The sequence below is a fragment of the Halobaculum sp. MBLA0147 genome, from assembly GCF_041361345.1.
In the GTDB taxonomy this organism is placed as follows: domain Archaea; phylum Halobacteriota; class Halobacteria; order Halobacteriales; family Haloferacaceae; genus JAHENP01.
Genome location: NZ_JBGKAD010000001.1, coordinates 2,810,218 through 2,829,123, shown reverse-complemented (window position 1 = coordinate 2,829,123; position 18,906 = coordinate 2,810,218). Strand labels below are relative to the sequence as shown.

At 68.0% G+C, this 18,906-nt stretch carries 16 protein-coding genes; 12 read left to right on the top strand and 4 right to left on the bottom strand.

Annotation, left to right across the window (positions count from 1 at the left end; genetic code table 11):
• Window positions 1–40 precede the first annotated feature (40 nt).
• The 3 genes from RYH80_RS13640 to RYH80_RS13630 all read left to right on the top strand — a co-directional run bounded on the left by RYH80_RS13640 (window position 41) and on the right by RYH80_RS13630 (window position 1,711).
• Complete coding sequence (locus tag RYH80_RS13640) at window positions 41–511, top strand: twin-arginine translocation signal domain-containing protein (RefSeq protein ID WP_370904428.1); 471 nt, start codon at window positions 41–43, stop codon at window positions 509–511.
• A gap of 58 nt (window positions 512–569) precedes the next feature.
• On the top strand, window positions 570–1,013 hold the full coding sequence (locus RYH80_RS13635) for a universal stress protein (RefSeq protein ID WP_370904427.1): 444 nt from the start codon (window positions 570–572) through the stop codon (window positions 1,011–1,013).
• 68 nt (window positions 1,014–1,081) lie between these two features.
• On the top strand, window positions 1,082–1,711 hold the full coding sequence (locus RYH80_RS13630) for a plastocyanin/azurin family copper-binding protein (protein WP_370904426.1): 630 nt from the start codon (window positions 1,082–1,084) through the stop codon (window positions 1,709–1,711).
• A gap of 102 nt (window positions 1,712–1,813) precedes the next feature.
• Here RYH80_RS13630 and RYH80_RS13625 read toward each other — a convergent pair whose 3' ends face one another.
• Window positions 1,814–4,699 (bottom strand): AAA family ATPase, encoded by a 2,886-nt coding sequence (locus tag RYH80_RS13625; protein WP_370904425.1) that lies wholly within the window; start codon window positions 4,697–4,699, stop codon window positions 1,814–1,816.
• Between the two features lie 264 nt (window positions 4,700–4,963).
• On the opposite strand from RYH80_RS13625, the gene RYH80_RS13620 reads away from it, so the two are divergent.
• The 4 genes from RYH80_RS13620 (at window position 4,964) to RYH80_RS13605 (ending at window position 8,449) form a co-directional block, all read left to right on the top strand.
• Complete coding sequence (locus RYH80_RS13620) at window positions 4,964–6,106, top strand: eCIS core domain-containing protein (RefSeq protein ID WP_370904424.1); 1,143 nt, start codon at window positions 4,964–4,966, stop codon at window positions 6,104–6,106.
• A gap of 1 nt (window position 6,107) precedes the next feature.
• A complete protein-coding gene (locus RYH80_RS13615; protein WP_370904423.1) occupies window positions 6,108–7,079 on the top strand; it encodes a DUF7958 family protein in 972 nt (323 codons plus the stop codon).
• Between the two features lie 86 nt (window positions 7,080–7,165).
• Window positions 7,166–7,630, top strand: a complete 465-nt coding sequence (locus tag RYH80_RS13610; RefSeq protein ID WP_370904422.1) for an SMI1/KNR4 family protein — start codon at window positions 7,166–7,168, stop codon at window positions 7,628–7,630.
• 117 nt (window positions 7,631–7,747) lie between these two features.
• Window positions 7,748–8,449: an SDR family oxidoreductase gene (locus RYH80_RS13605; protein WP_370904421.1), complete on the top strand. Its 702-nt coding sequence runs from the start codon at window positions 7,748–7,750 to the stop codon at window positions 8,447–8,449.
• Between the two features lie 108 nt (window positions 8,450–8,557).
• Here RYH80_RS13605 and RYH80_RS13600 read toward each other — a convergent pair whose 3' ends face one another.
• Together RYH80_RS13600 and carB are read right to left on the bottom strand one after the other, a co-directional pair.
• Window positions 8,558–9,034 (bottom strand): DUF5793 family protein, encoded by a 477-nt coding sequence (locus tag RYH80_RS13600; protein WP_370904420.1) that lies wholly within the window; start codon window positions 9,032–9,034, stop codon window positions 8,558–8,560.
• 180 nt (window positions 9,035–9,214) lie between these two features.
• Window positions 9,215–12,478 carry a carbamoyl-phosphate synthase large subunit gene (gene carB / locus RYH80_RS13595; RefSeq protein WP_370904419.1) on the bottom strand — a complete coding sequence of 1,088 codons (3,264 nt, stop codon included), beginning with the start codon at window positions 12,476–12,478 and terminating at the stop codon, window positions 9,215–9,217.
• Window positions 12,479–12,707: 229 nt separating this feature from the next.
• On the opposite strand from carB, the gene RYH80_RS13590 reads away from it, so the two are divergent.
• Window positions 12,708–13,085 (top strand): 30S ribosomal protein S8e, encoded by a 378-nt coding sequence (locus RYH80_RS13590; RefSeq protein ID WP_370904418.1) that lies wholly within the window; start codon window positions 12,708–12,710, stop codon window positions 13,083–13,085.
• A 159-nt stretch (window positions 13,086–13,244) separates the two neighbouring features.
• Here RYH80_RS13590 and RYH80_RS13585 read toward each other — a convergent pair whose 3' ends face one another.
• Window positions 13,245–13,577, bottom strand: coding sequence for a cupin domain-containing protein (locus RYH80_RS13585; RefSeq protein ID WP_370904417.1), 333 nt, complete (start codon window positions 13,575–13,577; stop codon window positions 13,245–13,247).
• Window positions 13,578–13,949: 372 nt separating this feature from the next.
• Between RYH80_RS13585 and RYH80_RS13580 the strand changes: the two genes are divergently transcribed.
• The 4 genes from RYH80_RS13580 (at window position 13,950) to RYH80_RS13565 (ending at window position 18,905) form a co-directional block, all read left to right on the top strand.
• Window positions 13,950–14,486, top strand: coding sequence for a peroxidase-related enzyme (locus RYH80_RS13580; protein WP_370904727.1), 537 nt, complete (start codon window positions 13,950–13,952; stop codon window positions 14,484–14,486).
• Window positions 14,487–14,671: 185 nt separating this feature from the next.
• On the top strand, window positions 14,672–17,017 hold the full coding sequence (locus RYH80_RS13575; RefSeq protein WP_370904416.1) for a DUF7527 domain-containing protein: 2,346 nt from the start codon (window positions 14,672–14,674) through the stop codon (window positions 17,015–17,017).
• Window positions 17,018–17,141: 124 nt separating this feature from the next.
• Window positions 17,142–18,314 carry a pyridoxal-phosphate dependent enzyme gene (locus RYH80_RS13570; protein ID WP_370904415.1) on the top strand — a complete coding sequence of 391 codons (1,173 nt, stop codon included), beginning with the start codon at window positions 17,142–17,144 and terminating at the stop codon, window positions 18,312–18,314.
• A gap of 294 nt (window positions 18,315–18,608) precedes the next feature.
• Window positions 18,609–18,905 (top strand): TrmB family transcriptional regulator, encoded by a 297-nt coding sequence (locus RYH80_RS13565; RefSeq protein ID WP_370904414.1) that lies wholly within the window; start codon window positions 18,609–18,611, stop codon window positions 18,903–18,905.
• The last annotated feature ends 1 nt before the right edge of the window (window position 18,906 follow it).

Here is an 18,906-nt window from a genome sequence, read left to right as displayed (position 1 = left end):
GGCGAAGGCATATGACGACCGGGCCGGTACGACGAACGACATGGTCACGAGACGCGGGTTCCTCGCTGCGGTCGGCGCGGGCGGTGCGGCCGGACTCGCGGGGTGTAGCGGCGTCGGCGGCGGCTCCGATGGCGGCGACAACTCCCTGATCGCGTACCTCCGGATCGTCAACCGCGACGACACGGCACACGACGTCCACGTGTTGGTCGAGCGTCGTGGCGACCCCGTCCACTGGTCGACACACCCACTCGCCGCCGGTGGGAACGAGGGGAACACCCGACGGATCGCCGGCTCCTGGACGGAGACTCCCGCCTCCTACACCGTCTACGTCCGGCTCGACGACGCCGAAGAGTGGCAACAGTTCGACATCGGCAAACAGGGTGTCACCTGCTACGGAATCGAGGCACGCGTCGACGAGGACGCCGACCTCTCGCTGTGGTTCCGCGAGACGCCCGACGACTGCGAGAACCTCTCCTCGTCGACCCGCACCCGCACTGCGACCGAGAGTTAACTCGATTTCGAGTAACGTTCTCGACAGCCTCTTGTCCGTAGGGGACACAGTGTTGTGTATGACAGTCGAGTCGGTCGTGATCGCGGTCGGTCGAGACGAGGGAGAGCGCGCGGACGAACTGGCGGGTGTCGCCGTCGAGTTGGCAGCCACCGGCGCCGAAGTGACGTTGGTCCACGCCTTCGAGACACAGGCGGCGGTCGACGAGGCAGCCGGGCGGTTGGGGCTCGAAGACGGGTCGACGGCGGACGTGGCGCGGCGTCTCGACTCCGTCCGACGGGTGAGTCGAGCGTTAGACGACGCCGGCGTCCAGTACGAGGTGGACGCGCGAGTCGGTGCCGTCGGCGAGGCCGTCAGCGAGGCGGCCCACGAACGAGCCGCCGACCGCGTCGTCGTCGGCGGGCGCGACCGCTCGCCCACCGGGAAGGCCGTCTTCGGGTCCAGTGCTCAGGCCGTTCTCCTGTCGGCACCCTGTCCCGTCACCTTCGTCCGTCGCGACGACTGACGCCGAGGGTGTCGTGAGTGGCGCCGGGAACCGACGGATTAAGGTTCGCCAGTGGGCAAGTGGCGCCCATGACCGACAGTCTCAGTCGTCGCGCGTTCGTCCGCAGTGCGGCGGGTGCGACGGCACTCGGCGCCGGTGCGGGTGCCGCCGGGACGGCGACCGCCCAGAGCGAACAGCCCGACTTCGGCGGGTACATCGACGGCGCGAAGGGTGGTAGTTTCGCCGACGAGCGCGGAAGCGGCGAGGTGACGGTGGAGGTCGGTGCCGGCAGCGGTGGCCTCGCCTTCGCCCCGACCGGCCTCTGGATCGACACGGGGACGACGGTGACCTTCGAGTGGGTCGGGAGTCAGAGCCACAACGTCCTCTTCGAGGGGATGCCCTCCGGTGCGGGGGTCGAGGGATACAGCGAGGTCGTCGGGAGCGGCACCACATACGAGGTGACGTTCGACACCGGCGGCGTCTACACCTACTTCTGTCAGCCTCACAAGGGGCTCGGGATGAAGGGTGCCATCGCCGTCGGCGACGACGTACCGACCGTCGAGGTGGAGAGCGAGAGCGGTGGTGGCGGTAGTTCTCGGCCGAAAGTCCCCGACAGCGCCAAGACCATCGGTGTCGCGACCTCAGTCGCGATGCTCACGACGCTCGGGCTCACCTACTTCTTCGTGAAGTACGGCGGCGACTACAGTCCGCCGGAGTGACGCCCTCGGAGTGGCTCTCTCGCCGGGTGCTACGCCTCGGGTAGCCCGAGATTCTGGCCTCTCACGACACTCGACTCCGGCCACCCGAACTGCGTCTCCACACTACCGCCCGGGTTGTCTGAGGTCGAAGATGCGCCACTCGCGGTCCTGTGGGCGGAGTTCGTACTCCAGGGGCAGTTCGCGCTCACCGAGTTCCTGCACGAACCGGAGAGTGACGCGCCGTTTGGTGTCGGTGAGGCGTTCGAAGTCTTTGACGACGAGGTCTTTCTCGCGGAGCATCGCGATCTCCCGGTCGGAGAACTGCTCGACGTACCCCTCCGTGTGGTACAGTGCGTGTGCGGCCTCACCGTCGCCCTCCGAGAGGTACTGAAAGAACTGCTTCACGACGACCTCGGGCCGGTCGCGGGTGCCGGTCTCCTCGAGATCCGGCTCCGGCATCTCCTCACCCAACTCGCCGGCCTCCAGCGAGTCGGCGTCGGTCCCCTGCTCTGTCGCGCCGCTGTCGACTCCGATCGACTCGGGGGTGTCGTCTGCGAGACTCGGCTCGGTCGCGCCGCGAGCCTCCTCGGCGGCCGCGAGTGCATCCTTATTCGGCGGGCCAGTCTCTGCGGTACCAGGCGCCGAGCCGTTCTCCCCCGTATTCGCCGTCTGTGTCGGCTCGGGGCTCTGTGTTCGTTCGGTGTGATCGGCGCTCGGTGCCGTGCCGGACTCGTCCGTCGGCTGCTCGGCGCCGGTGTCCGACCGCCGCTCGTCGGGAGCCGTCGTCTCTCGGTGGCCGTTCGACTGGGCTGTCGCCTGTGGCGTGTCTCGTTGTGTCGTGGTCGTCGCGGTTGCCGTCTCCGTCGCCTCGCCACTGCTGGCACGGAGGTACTCGCTGTACTCGCCGAAGTCTGCAATCTTGTACAGTTTCCCGATCTTGTTCAGTTCCCGTTCGGTCGCACGGACAACGTGTTTCATACGGACGACACCGTCGTCGTCGGCAGCCAACACCGCCGCGGTCTGAGCGACGTTACGGATGTTCCCACCCGGCATGTCGAACTGCGAGAGGAACGCGTAGTCGATGTTCTCGGTAGGTGTGTCCTCGGGGAACATGACGTGCCAGATGCTCTCGCGTTGGCGTTCCTGCGGGCGCTCGAACTGGACCGTCTGGTGGATGCGGCGCACGAACGCGTCGTCCATCTGCGACTCGTTGTTCGTGGTCAGAAGTACCACGCCGTCGTAGCTCTCGATCCGCTGGAGCAGGTAGTTCACCTCCACGTTCGCGTACCTGTCCGTCGCGTCACTCACCCCGGCACGCTGGCCGAAGACGGCGTCTGCCTCGTCGAACAGCAGAATCGCGTTGGAGTCTCTGGCGGCGTCGAAGATGCGTTCGAGGTTCTCTTCGGTCTCGCCGATGTACTTGCTCACCACACTGGAGAGGTCGATCTTGTACAGGTCCATGCCGGCGTCGGCGGCGATCACCTCCGCCGAGAGTGTCTTTCCCGTCCCCGACGGCCCCGCGAACAGCGCGACGACGCCCGTTCCGCGCGAGAACCGCTCTTCGAACCCCCACTGCTCGTAGACGGTGCCCCGGTGGCGCACTCGCGCCGCGACTTCCTGCAACTCTGCTTCGGTGTCGTCGGTGAGTACCACCTCGTCCCAGGTGGCCTCGGGATCGATCTTCTCCGCGAGGTCTTCCAATCCTTCCGCAGACTGTGCGGTACAGCCTTCGCGAATTGTCTCTAACGGGATCGGTTCCGCTGGATCGTCGGCGAGCGCGCGGGCGGTAGTGACGGCGTCGTCGATCTGCCCCTGCGTGAGTTCGAACGTGCTGGCGAGCGTGGTCGGGTCCACGTCGTCGGCGAGCTCGTCGGCGTACCCCTCCCAGATCTGCTCCCGGAGGTCGAAGGAGGGGTCGGGGAACTGGAGGAGTGAGTACGAGGTGTCGTCGCGACCCGACGTCGGGGTCCAAGCGTCCGTCGCAGTCAGGTAGAGGTCGCGTTCGAGCGGGGCGAGTGCGTCGAGTACCTCGCCGACCGTCGGCGGGTGTTCGCGGTCGGGGAGGTCGGCGGCGATGTTTTCGCCGGGATCGGCTGTCGCTTCGGAGACGTTCTTCAGGTGGACCGGGCAGTCTTGGAGCAGTGCCTCGCGGCGGAACCTGTCGAGCCGGTCGTCTTCAAGGAGTGCTTCGAGGTCGGCGCGGAGCAGGCGGTCGTCGTCGACGAGAGCGTCGACGGCACGGCGCTTCTCCGATCCTGCCGCGCCGTAGAAGTAGTAGACGTGTCCGTCCTCGCGGGGTGATTCGGCGACCGTCTGGAGGCGCTCGTGGGTGGTGTCGTCGAGTCGGAGGTCCTCCCGGGTCGTGTCGGGTGTCGTCAGTGCCGCGACTTCGGCCAGATCCGAGTCGAGTGTCTCGTCACCTTTGACGTAGGTGACGATCCGTTCGGGGACGGTGATCGGCCGTCGTCGTTCCGGGTCCGCCGGTGCCGACGACTCGCCAAGTGACACGAGATCGTATCTGCGCAGCGGTGATCCCGATGCGATCAGTGTCACTGCGGCGTGACTGCGTCCTGGGAACGTGCCGAAGAAGTCCTCGATCGATCCGACAGTCGGGGCTGGAGACTTCGTCTCTCCTTGGATACTACGCAGGAGTCGCCCGAAGTCGTCGTCTAGTTCCGGTGCGAGTGCGAGCAGAAACACGTCGAGGTGTGGCCGGGAGAGTCCGAACCGGTCGGCGAGGACGCGAACGCGGAGCCGAACGTCGTCGGATGTCTCGCGGAGGTGGGTACGGATCTCTGCCAAGTCACGACGCACGTCCTCGCGAGCACCCGGTGGTGGCGCCAACGAGTGTCGCTCTCCGAACGCGTCGCTGTGTGCGTATTCGCCGGACGGAGTTGGCTCTGAGTCCGAGTTCCCCGACACGGGATCGTACTCGTCGAAGGCGGTGAGTGCGGTGTGGAGCCGGTCGAGTTCGTCGTCGAGATGTGCCTGCGAGGTGTCGTAGCTCATACTCCGTGTGTACGAGACACCTCTGTTCGCTGTCTCAAAGTCTTTTCTCATAGTCTGCTAATTGATAGACACTCCCCAACAATTATGCGTCGTGCGGAGGACGTTCGAAGTGACTGAGAGATGGGCTACTGGAGTTCCTCACGAGCACGAGAGAGGCGAGAGTCCGGCGACGGTGACCGGGACGGAGACTCGGAGCGAGACCGGCAGTCCGGCGGCCGAGACCGGCGATCGACCGACACGGACCCGTACCGAGCCACCGTCGACATGGAGACAGACATCGTCGGGAAGCTGAGCATCGCACAGGCACGCGAGCGGTACGACACTGACTTCGAAGACGACGGTGAGGTCCGCCAGATGATGCGGATCGAAGAACGGTGGGGCCCACAGGTCCACGACTGGATCGACGAGGGTGTCCCCACCGACGCGATGGAGAACCACCTCACTCTCGATCGCTTCCGCGAACGTCGCGATACACCCATTCCGTGGAACGTCGAGAAACGCAACAAGAAGTCGCTCCAACGGAGTCGCGAAGCGACCGAAGAGATCGAACCCGCCGGCCGTACGAGCGTCCCCGACGCCGTCCGCGAGGTGATCTCTTCGCCCGGTCGGCCGCTCGACGCCTCGATTCAGCGCGCGGTCGAAGAGCGGATGGGCGACTCACTGGGTGACGTGCGGATTCACACCGGCCCGAGAGCCGCGGCGGCGGCGGACGCCATCGACGCCCGAGCGTTCACTGTCGGCAACCACGTCGCGTTCGCGGCTGGTGAGTACGATCCGGAGTCTGCGGAGGGCCAGCACGTCTTGGCGCACGAACTCGCACACGTCCGCCAGCAAACGGGTGGCGCGTTGTCGATGCTTCCACAGGACGACGTGCAGTTGGAGATTGACCCCAATCCCGAACTGGAGCGGGAAGCCGAGGAGACCGCACGACGCGTGATGTCCGGTGGCGATATCGGGATTCAGCGCCTCTCCGACACCGAGATTCACGTTCAGCGGCAACAGACGGGCTTCGGGCCGAACGGCGAGATCGGCACAGAACACTTCGACGGGGAAGCGCTCAGAGACCAACTCGAAGAAGCAGATGTCGATGTCGAGGGACCAGACGAGATGGACACCCTCCTCAATATGCTGGCCGATACAGGGAAAGGGTCGTTCGCCGTTCTCGGAGCGATGCTCGGCGCACTCGTCGGCGGGCCTCCCGGTGCGGGCATCGGCGCAGCCGTCGGGACAGCCGGGCAGGTCGCGATCGAGGGAGCCAAGTCCGAAGCCGAACGGGCGCAAGGCGGCCCCGAAGCCGCCATCCCCGAAGAGAGTATCGAACAGATTGCCGATCTCGTCATGCGCCGTATCGACGAGCAGACTGAGATCGACCTGAATTTGGGCTCTTCAAATCAAAGGAGGTACTGAGATGAAAGTTAAGATAGTTGGCGAAGATGACGAAGGAGTTGGAGTCAGGATTGCCGACAATGCAGGAGTAGAGCAACAGGTAGAATTGTACAAATCGAGTGGTGAAGCCTTTCACCATGACGCCGACGAATACGCAGAGAGCCCTGAAGACAGAGCGTACGAAGCGAACGAACACGTAGCACAGGGTCGGCGGTTGGCGAAGTACTACGTCTACCGGAAGCGAAGGTGTGACACACTGCCGCCACTCCCGAATCCGGACCGTCTAGCGACTGTCGCAGCCGTCATTGCGGGCCTCTCCGACGACCGCTTCGAACAGTACTTCGACTCGTACTATCGACAATTCCGAGGTTACAGCGGTGAGTGTAGTCCAGTAGTAGAGGTCCCACCGGAAGCCGAGGGGAATCCGATCTTCTTCGAGACGGAAGTGTACCTCTCGCTGACGACCGACGAAGTGAGAGGGTTCCTCGCCGACGGCGACGAGCCGACGATAGCGACGCTGCGCGAGGGACTCGCGGACGCCGTCGCCGGTGACATCCACAACCCGGAAGCTCGTCTCCGTACCGCACGCTCTGAGGACACCGTGCCCGAGGACGCCGAGATTGACGACCTCGCACTCGAAGCAGTCTCGGACGTGCAGGTGATGTGGTCACCAGCGTCGAACGAAAAAGAGCGCGTCGGCGGCGAAATACCCGATATCGACCGGAAGCCCGACGCCAAATTCCAACTCGCGCCGTTCCATCCCGAGTCTCGCGAGACGTTCCGAGGCCAGTTGTTACGACACCTCCGGTACCAGATCCGAGACTGCTATCTCACGATGGGTATCGCCCCACCGGAGCCGTTCCGTGTCCAGGGACCTGGACTGTTCAACCGGTGTACCTGGTTCCAACACTACGACGTGTACGAACCGTACCACCGCACCGACGTCGACATCACCGACTGGCAAGTCGACGAGACACCCGACGAACTACTGTGACTCTCCCCACCCACTGCCGAGAGAGCAGTGACGTGGCTGACAGAGTCGACTCCGGAATCACCCGACGAGTTTGACTAAACGTGAGAATGAGTAGTCGATCCGTCGGGAAACGGACAGCAGAGTCGCTCGTCGAGAGGGGATTCTGTTCGCGAGAGGAACTCGAAGGGTGCACAGAGGGAGATCTACGATCACTCGAACGAGAGTACGGTGTGACTCTCCCCGCGGCATACGAGTCGTGTATCCGACACGTCGGGAGAAACCCCGGACGGTTTCTCGAAGGAAGTCACTTCACGTATCCGGAAGTGACACGACAGACCGAGTTCGCCAGAGAACGCGCGTCGGCCGGAGCGCGCTCCGAGCTTCCCGACGATGCCTTCGTGTTTCACGGACTCCAGGGGTACACGTTCGACTACTTCGAGACCGACGCAGGCGAGGACCCACCTGTGTACGTGTTCACGAAGTTCGACACGGAGTACGAGTCGCGGCGTGAGACCGACTCGTTCTCCGAGTGGCTGTTCAGCGAGATTGAGCGACAGGCGACTCGTCTCTGACTCCACGGACTGACGAGCGCTCCAGTACTGCTCCCGGTGACGTACCGCGACGAGGCTGTCCGTTCACCACCACCCGCATACGGTGCGGCTAAGTGGGTCCCGCCCGAGGGACGGAGCATGGACGAGCACACGGTCGTCGTCACGGGAGCGACACGAGGCGTCGGACGAGCGGTCGCAGCGACGTTCGCCGACGAGGGTGCGGACGTGGTGATCTGCGCCCGTGACGGCGAACTGGTCTCGGAGACTGCAGCGGAACTCGACGCGGACGCAGCCGGGAGCGTCGTGGGGCAGCGTGCCGACGTGCGCGACGAGTTCGACGTGGAGCGGCTGATGGAGACGGCGGCGAGTCACGGCACGCCCGGGATCGACGTGGTGGTCGCCAACGCGGCCGTCTTCCACGGTGGCCCCGGCGAGAGTCCGATCACGGCCGAGTCGTACAGCGCCTTCGACGACACGGTCCAGACGAACGTCCGCGGCGTGTTCGCGACACTGACGGAGGCGCTGCCGCACCTGGCCGACGACGCGACACTTCTGGTCCCCTCGGGCTCCGTCGCCCGCGACACGAAGCCGGGGCTGGGCGCGTACGCCGTCTCGAAGGCCGGCGCCGAGGCCGTCGCGCGACAGTTCCACGCGGACGCCGACGCCGCCGCGTACGTACTCGATCTGGGACTCGTGGCCACGGAACTCACGGGCGGCGAGAACGGCCGCGACCCGGCGGACGTGGCACCGATGTTCACGTGGGCAGTCACCGAGGCCGATCCGGACGAACACGGCGGCGACGTGATCGACCTGCGCACCTGGAAGCGCGCGAGTCGGTGACGGCGGCGGCCGCCGTCGTGTCTAGGAACAGTGCGCGTACCGGAGCAGCCCGAACAGGGGTCGCGGAACCGGAGCACGTGTCGGAGAGCCAGAGCGACCGGACCCGCGTCAGAGTTCGACGCCGGAGGGGATGAGACTCTCCGTGCGCAGGAGGTTCCCCTCGGCGTCGTACACGAGGAACGTCTCCTTCTCGTAGGCGACGAGACGGTCGCCGTCGACGGCGATCTCGACCTCGTACTGGCCGCCGTCGGCGTCGACGCTGCGGCCGTACTCGCGTGCTGCCTCGATGAACCGCAACACGTCGTCCGCCTCCTCGTTCAGCTCGACGATGAACTCGCCGGTGATCCGGTTGGTCACGCCGACGACGCCGGTCGCCTCGGGGTTGTCGTCGCGTGGCTCCTGGAGCCGGAACGCCACGTCCGTCTCCTCGGTGTCCAAGAGCTCGCCGTCCGGGTCCGTGAGTCGGTCGCGCAACAGGTCCTCGGGGCCGTGGAAGTCGATGTAGACGTGTGGCCGCCGCGGGTCGTCGCCCTCCTCGACCCAGTCGACGCTGTCGACGTCCAGTTCGAAGTAGTCGCGCCTCATTCGATACCGAATCTTCGTGACACGCCGGTAAGTACGTAACGCTGTACCGCCAGCGACGGCCGTCTCGTCGTCGCGACGCGTGCGACGAACGGCGGCAGCGTCTCGGCAGGTGCGACGTTGTGTCGTCGTCTCGGTGAGTGAGCGTGTCGACGGGGCACCGAAGACGGCGATCGGTCCGTCTCAGTCGTCCGCGCCCCACCGGACCTGCCGGCGAGGCCGGTCGCCCAGCGCCTGCGTGTCGAGGTCGTCGCCGCGCGCGTCGAGTCCCTCGAGAACCGCCTCGGCGGCCTCCGGCGTCGAGACGTACGGCACCTCCTCCTCGACGGCCGCCCGCAGCCCGTCGCGGTCGTCGCTCACGAGGAAGTCGACCGTCCCCTCCCGGAGCGCCGCCGGCACGTCTTCGGGGGAGACCAACTCGTAGTGGTCGGCGAACGCCGTCCGCAGGCGCTCGCTGTCGGCCTCGGTCCCCACGTCGGCGAACTCGACCACCGCCGTCCCCTCGTCGGGGGCGGCCATCCCGGCGGCGCGTTGGGCCTTCTCGTAGGCCATCCCGAACGTCTCGGCGGTACCCATCACCTCGCCGGTGGACTTCATCTCCGGGCCGAGCCGCGGGTCCGCCTCCGGCAGCCGGTCGAACGGGAGCACGACCTCCTTCACGCTGTGCCGCTCGGGCACCTGCTCGGTCGCGTCGATGGACGCCAGCGACTCGCCGGCCATCACCCGCGCCGCCAGTTTGGCGATCGGGACGCCCGTCGCCTTCGAGACGAACGGCACCGTCCGCGAGGACCGCGGGTTCGCCTCCAGTACGTACACCTCCCCCGGCCCGTCGTCGTCCGTCTCCCGAATGGCCAACTGGACGTTCAACAGGCCGACCGTGTCGAGCGCGGCGGCGATCTCTTCGACGACTTCGCGGACGCGGCGTTCCGTCGCCGCGGACAACGACCGTGGTGGGATCACACACGCGGAGTCACCGGAGTGGACGCCGGCCGACTCGACGTGTTCCATGATCCCACCGAGCAGCACGTCTTCGCCGTCCGCGACCGCGTCCACGTCGAGTTCCACCGCGCCGTCGAGGAACTCGTCGACGAGGATGGGTTTGTCCGGCGACACCCGCACCGCCTCGCCGACGTACTCCCGCAGGTCGTCGTCGTCGTGGACGACCTCCATCGCGCGCCCGCCGAGCACGTAGCTCGGGCGGACGAGCAAGGGGTAGCCGATCTCGCGAGCCAACGACAGCGCCTCCGACTCGCTGGTCGCGCTGCCGCCCTCGGGCTGGGCGATCCCGCGCTCGGCGAGCAGGCGGTTGAACCGGTCGCGGTCCTCCGCGAGGTCCATCGCCTCCACGCCGGTCCCCATGATCTCGCAGTCGAGGCCGCGCCGGTCGAGTTCCGCTTCGAGCGGCTCGCCCACCTCGACGGAGGTCTGGCCGCCGAACTGGACCATCACGCCGTCGGCGTCCGTCGCCTCGATCGCGTCGGCGACCTCCTCGGCCGTCAGCGGCTCGAAGAACAGCCCGTCGGAGGTGTCGTAGTCCGTCGACACCGTCTCCGGGTTGTTGTTGATCACGTGGGCGTCGATCCCCTGCTCGCGCAGGGCCTGCACGGCGTGGACCGCACAGTAGTCGAACTCCACGCCCTGGCCGATCCGGATCGGTCCGCCGCCGACCACGACGACGCTCTCGGCGTCCCGGTCGACACGGAGTTCGTCGCCCGCCGGGCCGACGAACTGTGTCGTCTCTGCCGACTCCGCCGTGGCCTCGGTACCGTCCGTCTCGGCGTCGTCGACCGTCGCCGCGTCGCCGTCGGGTTCCGTCCCCTGGGTGGCCGTTCCGCCGCCGTCGACGAGGTACTCTGGGTCCCGCGCCGAGTAGTAGTACGGCGTCGAGGCGGCGAACTCCCCGGCACAGGTGTCGACCTGCTTGAACGACCGCCCCGGCACCGCCCGCTCGACGGCGCCGAGGTCGGTGTCCGCCGCGGCCGCGACCTCGCGGTTCGTCAACCCGGCGCTGGCGGCCGGCTCGAAGTCGCCGCCGGCGGCGTCGGTGCGAGCGTCCGCGACGCGACGGAACCGCTCGACGTACCACTCGTAGATCCCGGTCGCCTCGACCACCTCGTCGACGCCGAACCCGCGGGCGAACGCCTCGAAGATCGCGTACGGGCGCTCCGGACACGGGCGTTCGAGGTACTCGCTCCGCAACTCGTCGTCGTCGACCGTCGCCCAGTCCACGGCGGGGTCGTACTCGCTGGAACGCAGCGCCTTCGTCAGTGACTCCTCGAAGGTGCGGCCGATCGCCATCGCCTCCCCGGTGGACTTCATCGCCGTCGACAGCTCGAACTCCGTCTCGGGGAACTTGTCGATCGGCCACCGCGGCACCTTCGTCACGACGTAGTCGATCGCCGGCTCGAACGCCGCCGTGGTCTCCCCGGTGATCTCGTTGGTGATCTCGTGGAGTCGCTTGCCCAGTGCCACCTTCGCCGTCACGCGAGCGATGGGGTAGCCGGTCGCCTTCGAGGCGAGCGCCGAAGAGCGCGAGACGCGCGGGTTCACCTCGACGACGCGGTACTCCCCGCCCGGCGTGCCGTCGTCGCGCCACGCGAACTGGATGTTACACCCTCCCTGAATACCGAGATCGCGGATCACCTCCAAGGCGGCGTCGCGCATCTCCTGGTGACCGTCGTCTGGGATCACCTGCGAGGGGGTGACGACCGTCGACTCCCCGGTGTGGATCCCCATCGGGTCGAGGTTCTCCATGTTGCAGACGATGACACAGGAGTCGTCGGCGTCCCGCATCACCTCGTACTCCAACTCTACCCACCCGTCGATCGACTCCGTGATCATCACCTCGCCGTTGCGCGAGAGCCGCAATCCGTGGCGCGCCCGCTCGGCCAACTCCTCGCGGTCGTACACCACACTCGACCCCTGGCCGCCGAGTGTGTACGTCGTCCGGACGATCACCGGGAGTCCCCCGACGGCGTCGACGGCCGCGTCCAGTTCGTCGAGGTCCGTGATCGTCCGCGAGCGGGGCACCGGCTGGCCCAACTCCTCCATCCGTGCCCGGAAGCGGTCGCGGTCCTCCGTCGCGTAGATCGTCTCCAACGGCGTCCCCATGATCTCGACATCGTACTCGTCGAGCACCCCCTGCTCGGCGAGTTCCGCGGTGACGTTGAGTCCCGTCTGCCCGCCCAGGCCGGCGATGACGCCGTCGGGTTCCTCGGCAGCGATCACCTCCGCGATGGACTCCGGAGTGATCGGCTCGACGTACACGCGGTCGGCCATCTCCGGGTCCGTCATGATCGTCGCGGGGTTGGAGTTGACCAACACGACCTCCGCCCCCTCCTCCTGGAGCGCGCGACACGCCTGCGCCCCGGAGTAGTCGAACTCCGCCGCCTGTCCGATCCGGATCGGGCCACTGCCGACGAGCAGGATCGTGCGACCGTCGTTCATCGTCCCGCGATGATCCGTGTATCGTAATAAGTCTCGCGGACTCGCGACGGTATTCGTAGGGAGTTACGAATTTCGTAACAGCGTCGGGGCGAGTGGACACGCTCGCGGGGGTATGAGTGGCGTGGTCCGTCGGCGTCGAGACTGGGCACTCTCGCTCGACGGCCGACTCGGCCGACGGCAGCCCGGGGGTTTCGAGTCATTCAAGTGGCGGGCGCGGATTCTCACGGGTATGACGGATCAGAGCGGACGACGCAAGCGGATGCGGACGGGTGGCCGACGGGTCCCCTCCGGCGACAAGCAGAAGAACCAGCGTGGGCGCGAACCGGCCGAGACGACCGTCGGCGAGCAGCGTCTCCAGACGGTGACGACGCGTGGCGGCGGCGAGAAGGTACGTGCTCTCTCGACGGACACCGCGCAGGTGGCCGTCGACGGCGACACCGTCGCCGCCGAGATCGAGAACGTCGAGGACAACCCGGCGAACGTCAACTACGCTCGCCGGAACATCGTCACGAAGGGTGCGCTCATCGAGACCAGCGAGGGCACCGCCCGCGTCACCTCCCGCCCCGGCCAGACGGGCCAGGTCAACGCCGTTCTCGTCGAGGACTGAGGCGCCCCCCGAGGATCGAGTTCTCGCGGTGTGCAGGTCCGACCGAGGACCGACCTCTCGCGGCCGCAGTGTGCGGGTTCGACCGAACGCGACCACCGTCGACTCGACGCCGTTCGCTCGTCGGCTCACCGTGCGGGGACCGTGCGGTCGGACAAGCGCTCACTCGCCACCGCCGGGGAGCGGGCAGAGACTCGCAGTCACGAGCGCGCGCTCGTCGGTCGGGTTCTCCGCGCCGTGTGCGACGCCGCGAGGGTGTTCGACGACCGCCGGGGCCGACAGTCGTGCCGTCTCCTCGCCGCTGGTGACGAGGAGGTCGCCGTCCAGCAGGTGGAAGACGTTCGTGCTGTCGCCGTGTTCGTGTGGGTCGATCCGCGCGTCGGGGCCGAGCGCGAACAGTTTCACGAGTACGTCGTCGGTGACGACGAGTTCGGCCGTCTCCACCTCGCCGGGGCCGGGGTCAAGGTCGTCGACTGCGGGTGCGAGTTCGTCCATCGTGCGGTCGCCGTCTCGAGGCGCAGCGACCTAACTCCTCGGCTCCCCGCCGACGGGCGACCGGTGGGTTCCACCCCGAGTTATACACCCGGGGGGCGAAGCGCAGGTATGGACGACGAGCCGACCGCAGGGGAGGATCTCACGGCGGGCGAGGAACCGAGTACGGACGCCAGCGGCGGCGGTCGAGAGGCGGCCGGCACCGACGACGGCGTCACCGCACGCGTCGACGACGGCGAGCAGCGTGCGTCGCGGGAGCGCGACGCAGCGGGAGGCGGTGCACGAGCGGGGAACGGCGACGGAACGGACGACGGCGGGAGCGAGGGAGACGAGGACACCCCGACACTCGATCCGGACGCACAGCGGCGGTTCCCGGTGCCGGAGTTCGAGGACCTCCCGCCGGACGTGCGGAAACGGATCGCCGACGAGACGGAGCGGGCGGGGTTCACACCCAACGTGTTCGCCGCGCTCGCGTACAAGCCCGCGCAGTTCCGCGCGTTCGTCGACTACCACGACGCGCTCGTCGAGGAGACGGACCTCGATCGCGCAGAGGTGGAGATGATCGTCGTCGCCGTCTCCGGGCGGAACCACTGTTACTACTGCAACGTCGCCCACGGGGCACTGGTGCGACTGTACGCCGACGACCCGCAGTTGGCGGACCAACTCGTCGCCAACTACCGGCAGGCGGACGTGAGCGACGAACGGCTCCTGCTGCTCGACGTGGCGGTGAAGCTCACCGAGCGCCCCGACGCGGTGACGAGCGAAGACCTGGACCTGCTGGCGGAGGCGGGCTACTCGCAGTCGGAGATCTGGGACGTCGGCGCGATCACGGCGTTCTTCAACCTCTCGAACCGGATGGCGATCTTCGCCGACTGGCGCCCCAACGACGAGTTCCACACGATGGGACGGTAGTCGGGCGACACGCGACCGAGGGGCGTCGGCCCGCCCCGTCGGTCGATCCCCCGCAACCGACACGTGTGTCGTCGTACGCGTGTCGTCGTGCGGTTCCGTTCACGGCGCTGCGCGGGCGCGAGAGCGTCGGACGATCGTCGGACTCTCCGGAAACTATTTGCGTCACAGGAGGCGACGTAGGCGTAATGGATAGCGAGATCGTCGACGTGGTGACCGACTGGGAGGCTCGGTCGTACTCTGGGGGGTACGACGGGCTCCGGGAGCTCGCCGACGGCGAGTTCACCGGTGCGGTCACCGAAGGGACGGCGTGGCTGTTCTTCCTGAACGGCCGGATCGTGGGAGTGTTCGACGGCACTCTGGAGTCGTTCGCGGAGGCCGACGGCCGCGCCCACCGGGCACCACACGCGTCGCTGCCGTTGCTGTTCGCGATGCAACAGACCGGCGGCGAGACGAAGGCGCAGTACTACACGGAGGACACGTCGCTGTCGTCGGCCGACGACACGCTGTCGGCCGGGAGCTTCACCGGCTTCGTCGAACTGTCGGAGAACGTCCTCTCGGGCGACTACTACGTCGTCTACTACGGAGGTCGCAAGCTCCCGTGTGCGTTCGTCGGCCAGAGCCGCGACATCCTCACCGGCGACGAGGCGTTCGACCGCGCCGCCGACGAGGTCGGGATCTACGAGGTGATCGACGTCGATGTCGACATCGTCGAGGTACCCGACCCCGAGCCGGAACCGGACCCCGACCCGGAGCCGGAGTCGACGACGGACGGCGACGGTGCGACGGGTGGCGGGGACACCGACGGCACGGCAGAGACGACCGACACGAGTGGCGCCGGCACGGCTGCGAGCGGCGACGCGACGGAGTCGGCACCCGCCGACGACACGCCGGCGGCGACGGGGACGGCAGACGCGAACGCGGCGCCACGGGGCTCGCCCCCAGGGGAGTCGACACGAGCGAGCGCCGACGCCGACGAGCGGCGCGACGCCACGCCCGCTGGACGAGACGACGAGCCGACGCGCGCCGGCACGACCGGTGGTCGAGCCGCCGACGAGACGACGGCGGGTACCGCGACGCGGGAGCGGTCGACGACGGACGGCGGGGCGACGGAGTCGAGTGCCCGCTCCGGTGCAGACGTGCCCGGTGGCGCGAGTGGCCCCGTCGCGGGGCCACGAGAGTCGGCCGAGGAGACGGAGCCGCTCGCGGCCCGTGGCGGGGACGCGAGCACACCCGCCGCGCCGACCGCGGGAGCGGCGGGCGCAGACGAGGCCGATCCGGACGTGGCGGCGGAACGGCAGTGGCGGGAGACGCGGACGATCCCCTCGCTCGACCCAGCGAAGTCCTCGACCGACGGGAAGCCGAGCGACGACGGACGAGCGAGTGCGGAGACGGCGCCCTCGGCGACTGATCGGGACGACGAGCAGGCGGCCGGTGGTCGAACCCGCACCGGACGTGGCGGAGACGAGGCGCCGCGACCGACCGAGAGCGGGGATCGGGGCCGGAACGGCGGCGGTCGGACGCGGAGCCGAGAGCGCGCCGTGACGGAGTCGGACGGGACGCAACGACGCGAGGACACCGAGCGCGTCGCGTCGCTGCGAGACCGGCTCTCGACGGTCGAGACGGAGCGCGACGAGGCGCGCGAGGAGCTGTCGTCCGTCCGCGACGAGTTGTCGGAGCGGACCGACGAGGTCGAGCGCCTCCGCGAGGACAACGAGCGGCTGGAGTCGCAGGTGACCGAGTTGGAGACGGAACTCGAGAGCGTCCGCGAGGAGTTGGCGGCGTTGGAGGCGGACCAGCCGGACGGCGACCTCGAGGTGTCGGTGCCGGAGGCGCTGAGTGGGACGAACCTCTTCGTCCGGTACGGCTCGAAGAGCGGCGCGACGCTGGAGGACGCCCACGCCGAGACGGCGACCCAGACGGAGGTCGCGGACAACCTCGTCGTGGAGACACACACCGACTTCGAGTCCGAGCGGGCGGTGGTCGACGGGCGGTCGTACGACGAGTTCCTCGAGGACCGGATCGAGTACAACTTCGTCCAGTGGGTCGTCCGCGAGCTGCTGTACGAACTCCAGGAGACCGGCACCGAGGGCCAACTCAGAGACCTGTACGACGCGCTCCCGAAGCTCGACCGCGCGGAGTTACACGGCAGCGTCGACGTGGTCGACGAGGCGGCGGGGGTCGACACGGAGCGACACTTCGACGTGATCCTCCGGGACCGGATGGGAGAGCCGTTGGTGGTCGCGAACGTGACGGACGACCGCGACGGCATCGAGGAGCCGCCGGTCGCCGAGTTGATCGAGGACGCACGCGAGGTGGCCGAACTGAAAGACTCCCTGGGGTGTGCCTGTTACGTCACCGCCTCCTTCTTCGAGCCGGGGGCACTGGAGGCGGTCACCGCCGAGACCGGCGGCGGCCTCCTCTCGCGCAACAAGCGGGCGAGCTACGTGAAGCTGGCCCGCAAACGGGGGTTCCACCTGAGTCTGATCGAGTCGCGCGACGGCGGGTTCCACTTCACCCTCCCCGAACTGTAGGCGGCCGTCTCCGCCGGCGGGTGCTTCCTCCCCCGAACCGTCGAGGCCGTCCGACACCCCGTTCGTCGACCCGGACTCCCACCGAACCGACACCTACTGGACCGCCGAACTCCCACCGTTCGGTGTGACAGATCACGAGTCCGAGGACGCACCCCGTCGCGAGTCCGACGACGCGGGCCAGCGCGAGTCCGACGAGACGACAGACGGCGGTGTCGCGGCGCTCCGGTGTCCGGCGTGTGACGCGACGTACGCGGACCGCTGGCGGTGTCGGTGTGGGGCGCCGTTGGAGTACGCCGAGCGCCCGCTCCCGGCGACGAGCGATCCACCCGACGCGGTCGCGGCGCGACTCGGCCGCGACGGGTTGTGGGCGTTCGCGTCGTTCCTCCCGGAGCGACCGCTGGTGACGCTCGGCGAGGGAGCCACGCCGCTGGTGGACGCCCCGGCGTGGGACGCGTCGTTCAAGTTGGAGTACGTGTTCCCGACAGGGAGTTTCAAAGACCGCGGCGCGACGACGACGTTGTCGCGGGCGGCCGCACTCGGCGTCGACACCGTCGTCGAGGACTCCTCGGGCAACGCCGGCGCGGCGGTGGCGACGTACGCGGCACGAGCCGGGATCGAGGCGGAGATCTACGTGCCCGCCGACGCCAAGGCGTCGAAACTGACCGCGATCCGGCGGGCGGGTGCGGAGCCGGTCCGCGTGTCGGGGTCGCGCGGGGACGTGACGGACGCCTGCGTCGCGGCGGTCGCGGACGGAGACGCCTGGTACGCGAGTCACGCGTGGCGCCCCTCCTTCCTCGCGGGAACCGCGACGGTCGCCTACGAGATCGCCGCACAGCGCGACTGGACGGCACCGGACGCCGTCGTCGTCCCCGTCGGCCACGGGACGCTGCTGTTGGGCGCACACCGCGGGTTCGCGGCACTCGCCGCCGTCGGGTGGATCGACGAGGTCCCACGCCTGTACGGCGCCCAGGCGGCGGGCGTGGCACCCATCGTCGCCGACGAACACGGCGCCGACGCCGCCGCGGGCGACAACGACCTCGCGGACGGGATCCAGATCGCGGAGCCGGTCCGCCGCGAGGCGATCCGCGACGCCGTGACCGGGACCGGTGGCGACGTGGTCGCACTGGACGCCGAGACCGTCCAGACGGAGCTTGATCGGCTCCACGCCGCGGGGTTCTACACGGAACCGACCTGTGCCACCGCGCCAGCCGCGCTGAGAGTCTTCCGTGAACGGGGCGCGATCACGTCGACGGACGACGTGGTCGTCCCGCTCACCGGGAGCGGACTCAAGACCTGACGGGGTCGCCCGCTCGTCGGGTCGCCTCGGCGGGCGACACACCAGTCGGTCCGCCCCCGCGGGCGACACACCAGTCGCCCCGCTCCCGACCCACACACCCGTTCGACAGTCGACACACGGGGGTTAGTCGTCGGTCGAACTCGACGGGCTGGTACTCGACTTCGAGTAGCAGGTTTCTCACCTCGCTGGAACCGAGACGGCAGATAGAGCCGTCGAGACGGGCGACACCCCCGGTTTCGACGAACGTCGTGGAGTAGTTTTACGTGTGTCGAAGCACAGTGGACGTGTACGACAATGCAGTCGACACACGCCGAGCGGACGACGGAGTCGTTGGGGACGGAGCGCACCGACGAGACCGACGGAGCCGACGAGAGCGGTGGTGTCTCGCCGGCGAGCGTGGCGGTGCCGGCCGAGATCGACTCCCCGCGTGGGAAGCTGGTGTACCTCTACCTGGCGACACACGGCGCCGTGACGGACGACGAACTGTGCGAGGGGCTCGACATGACGCGACTGTCGTTGTACAGCGTCCTCGACACGCTCCGTGGTGCGGACATCGTCTCCCGCGAGGACAGTCGGTACGTCCTGAACTGAT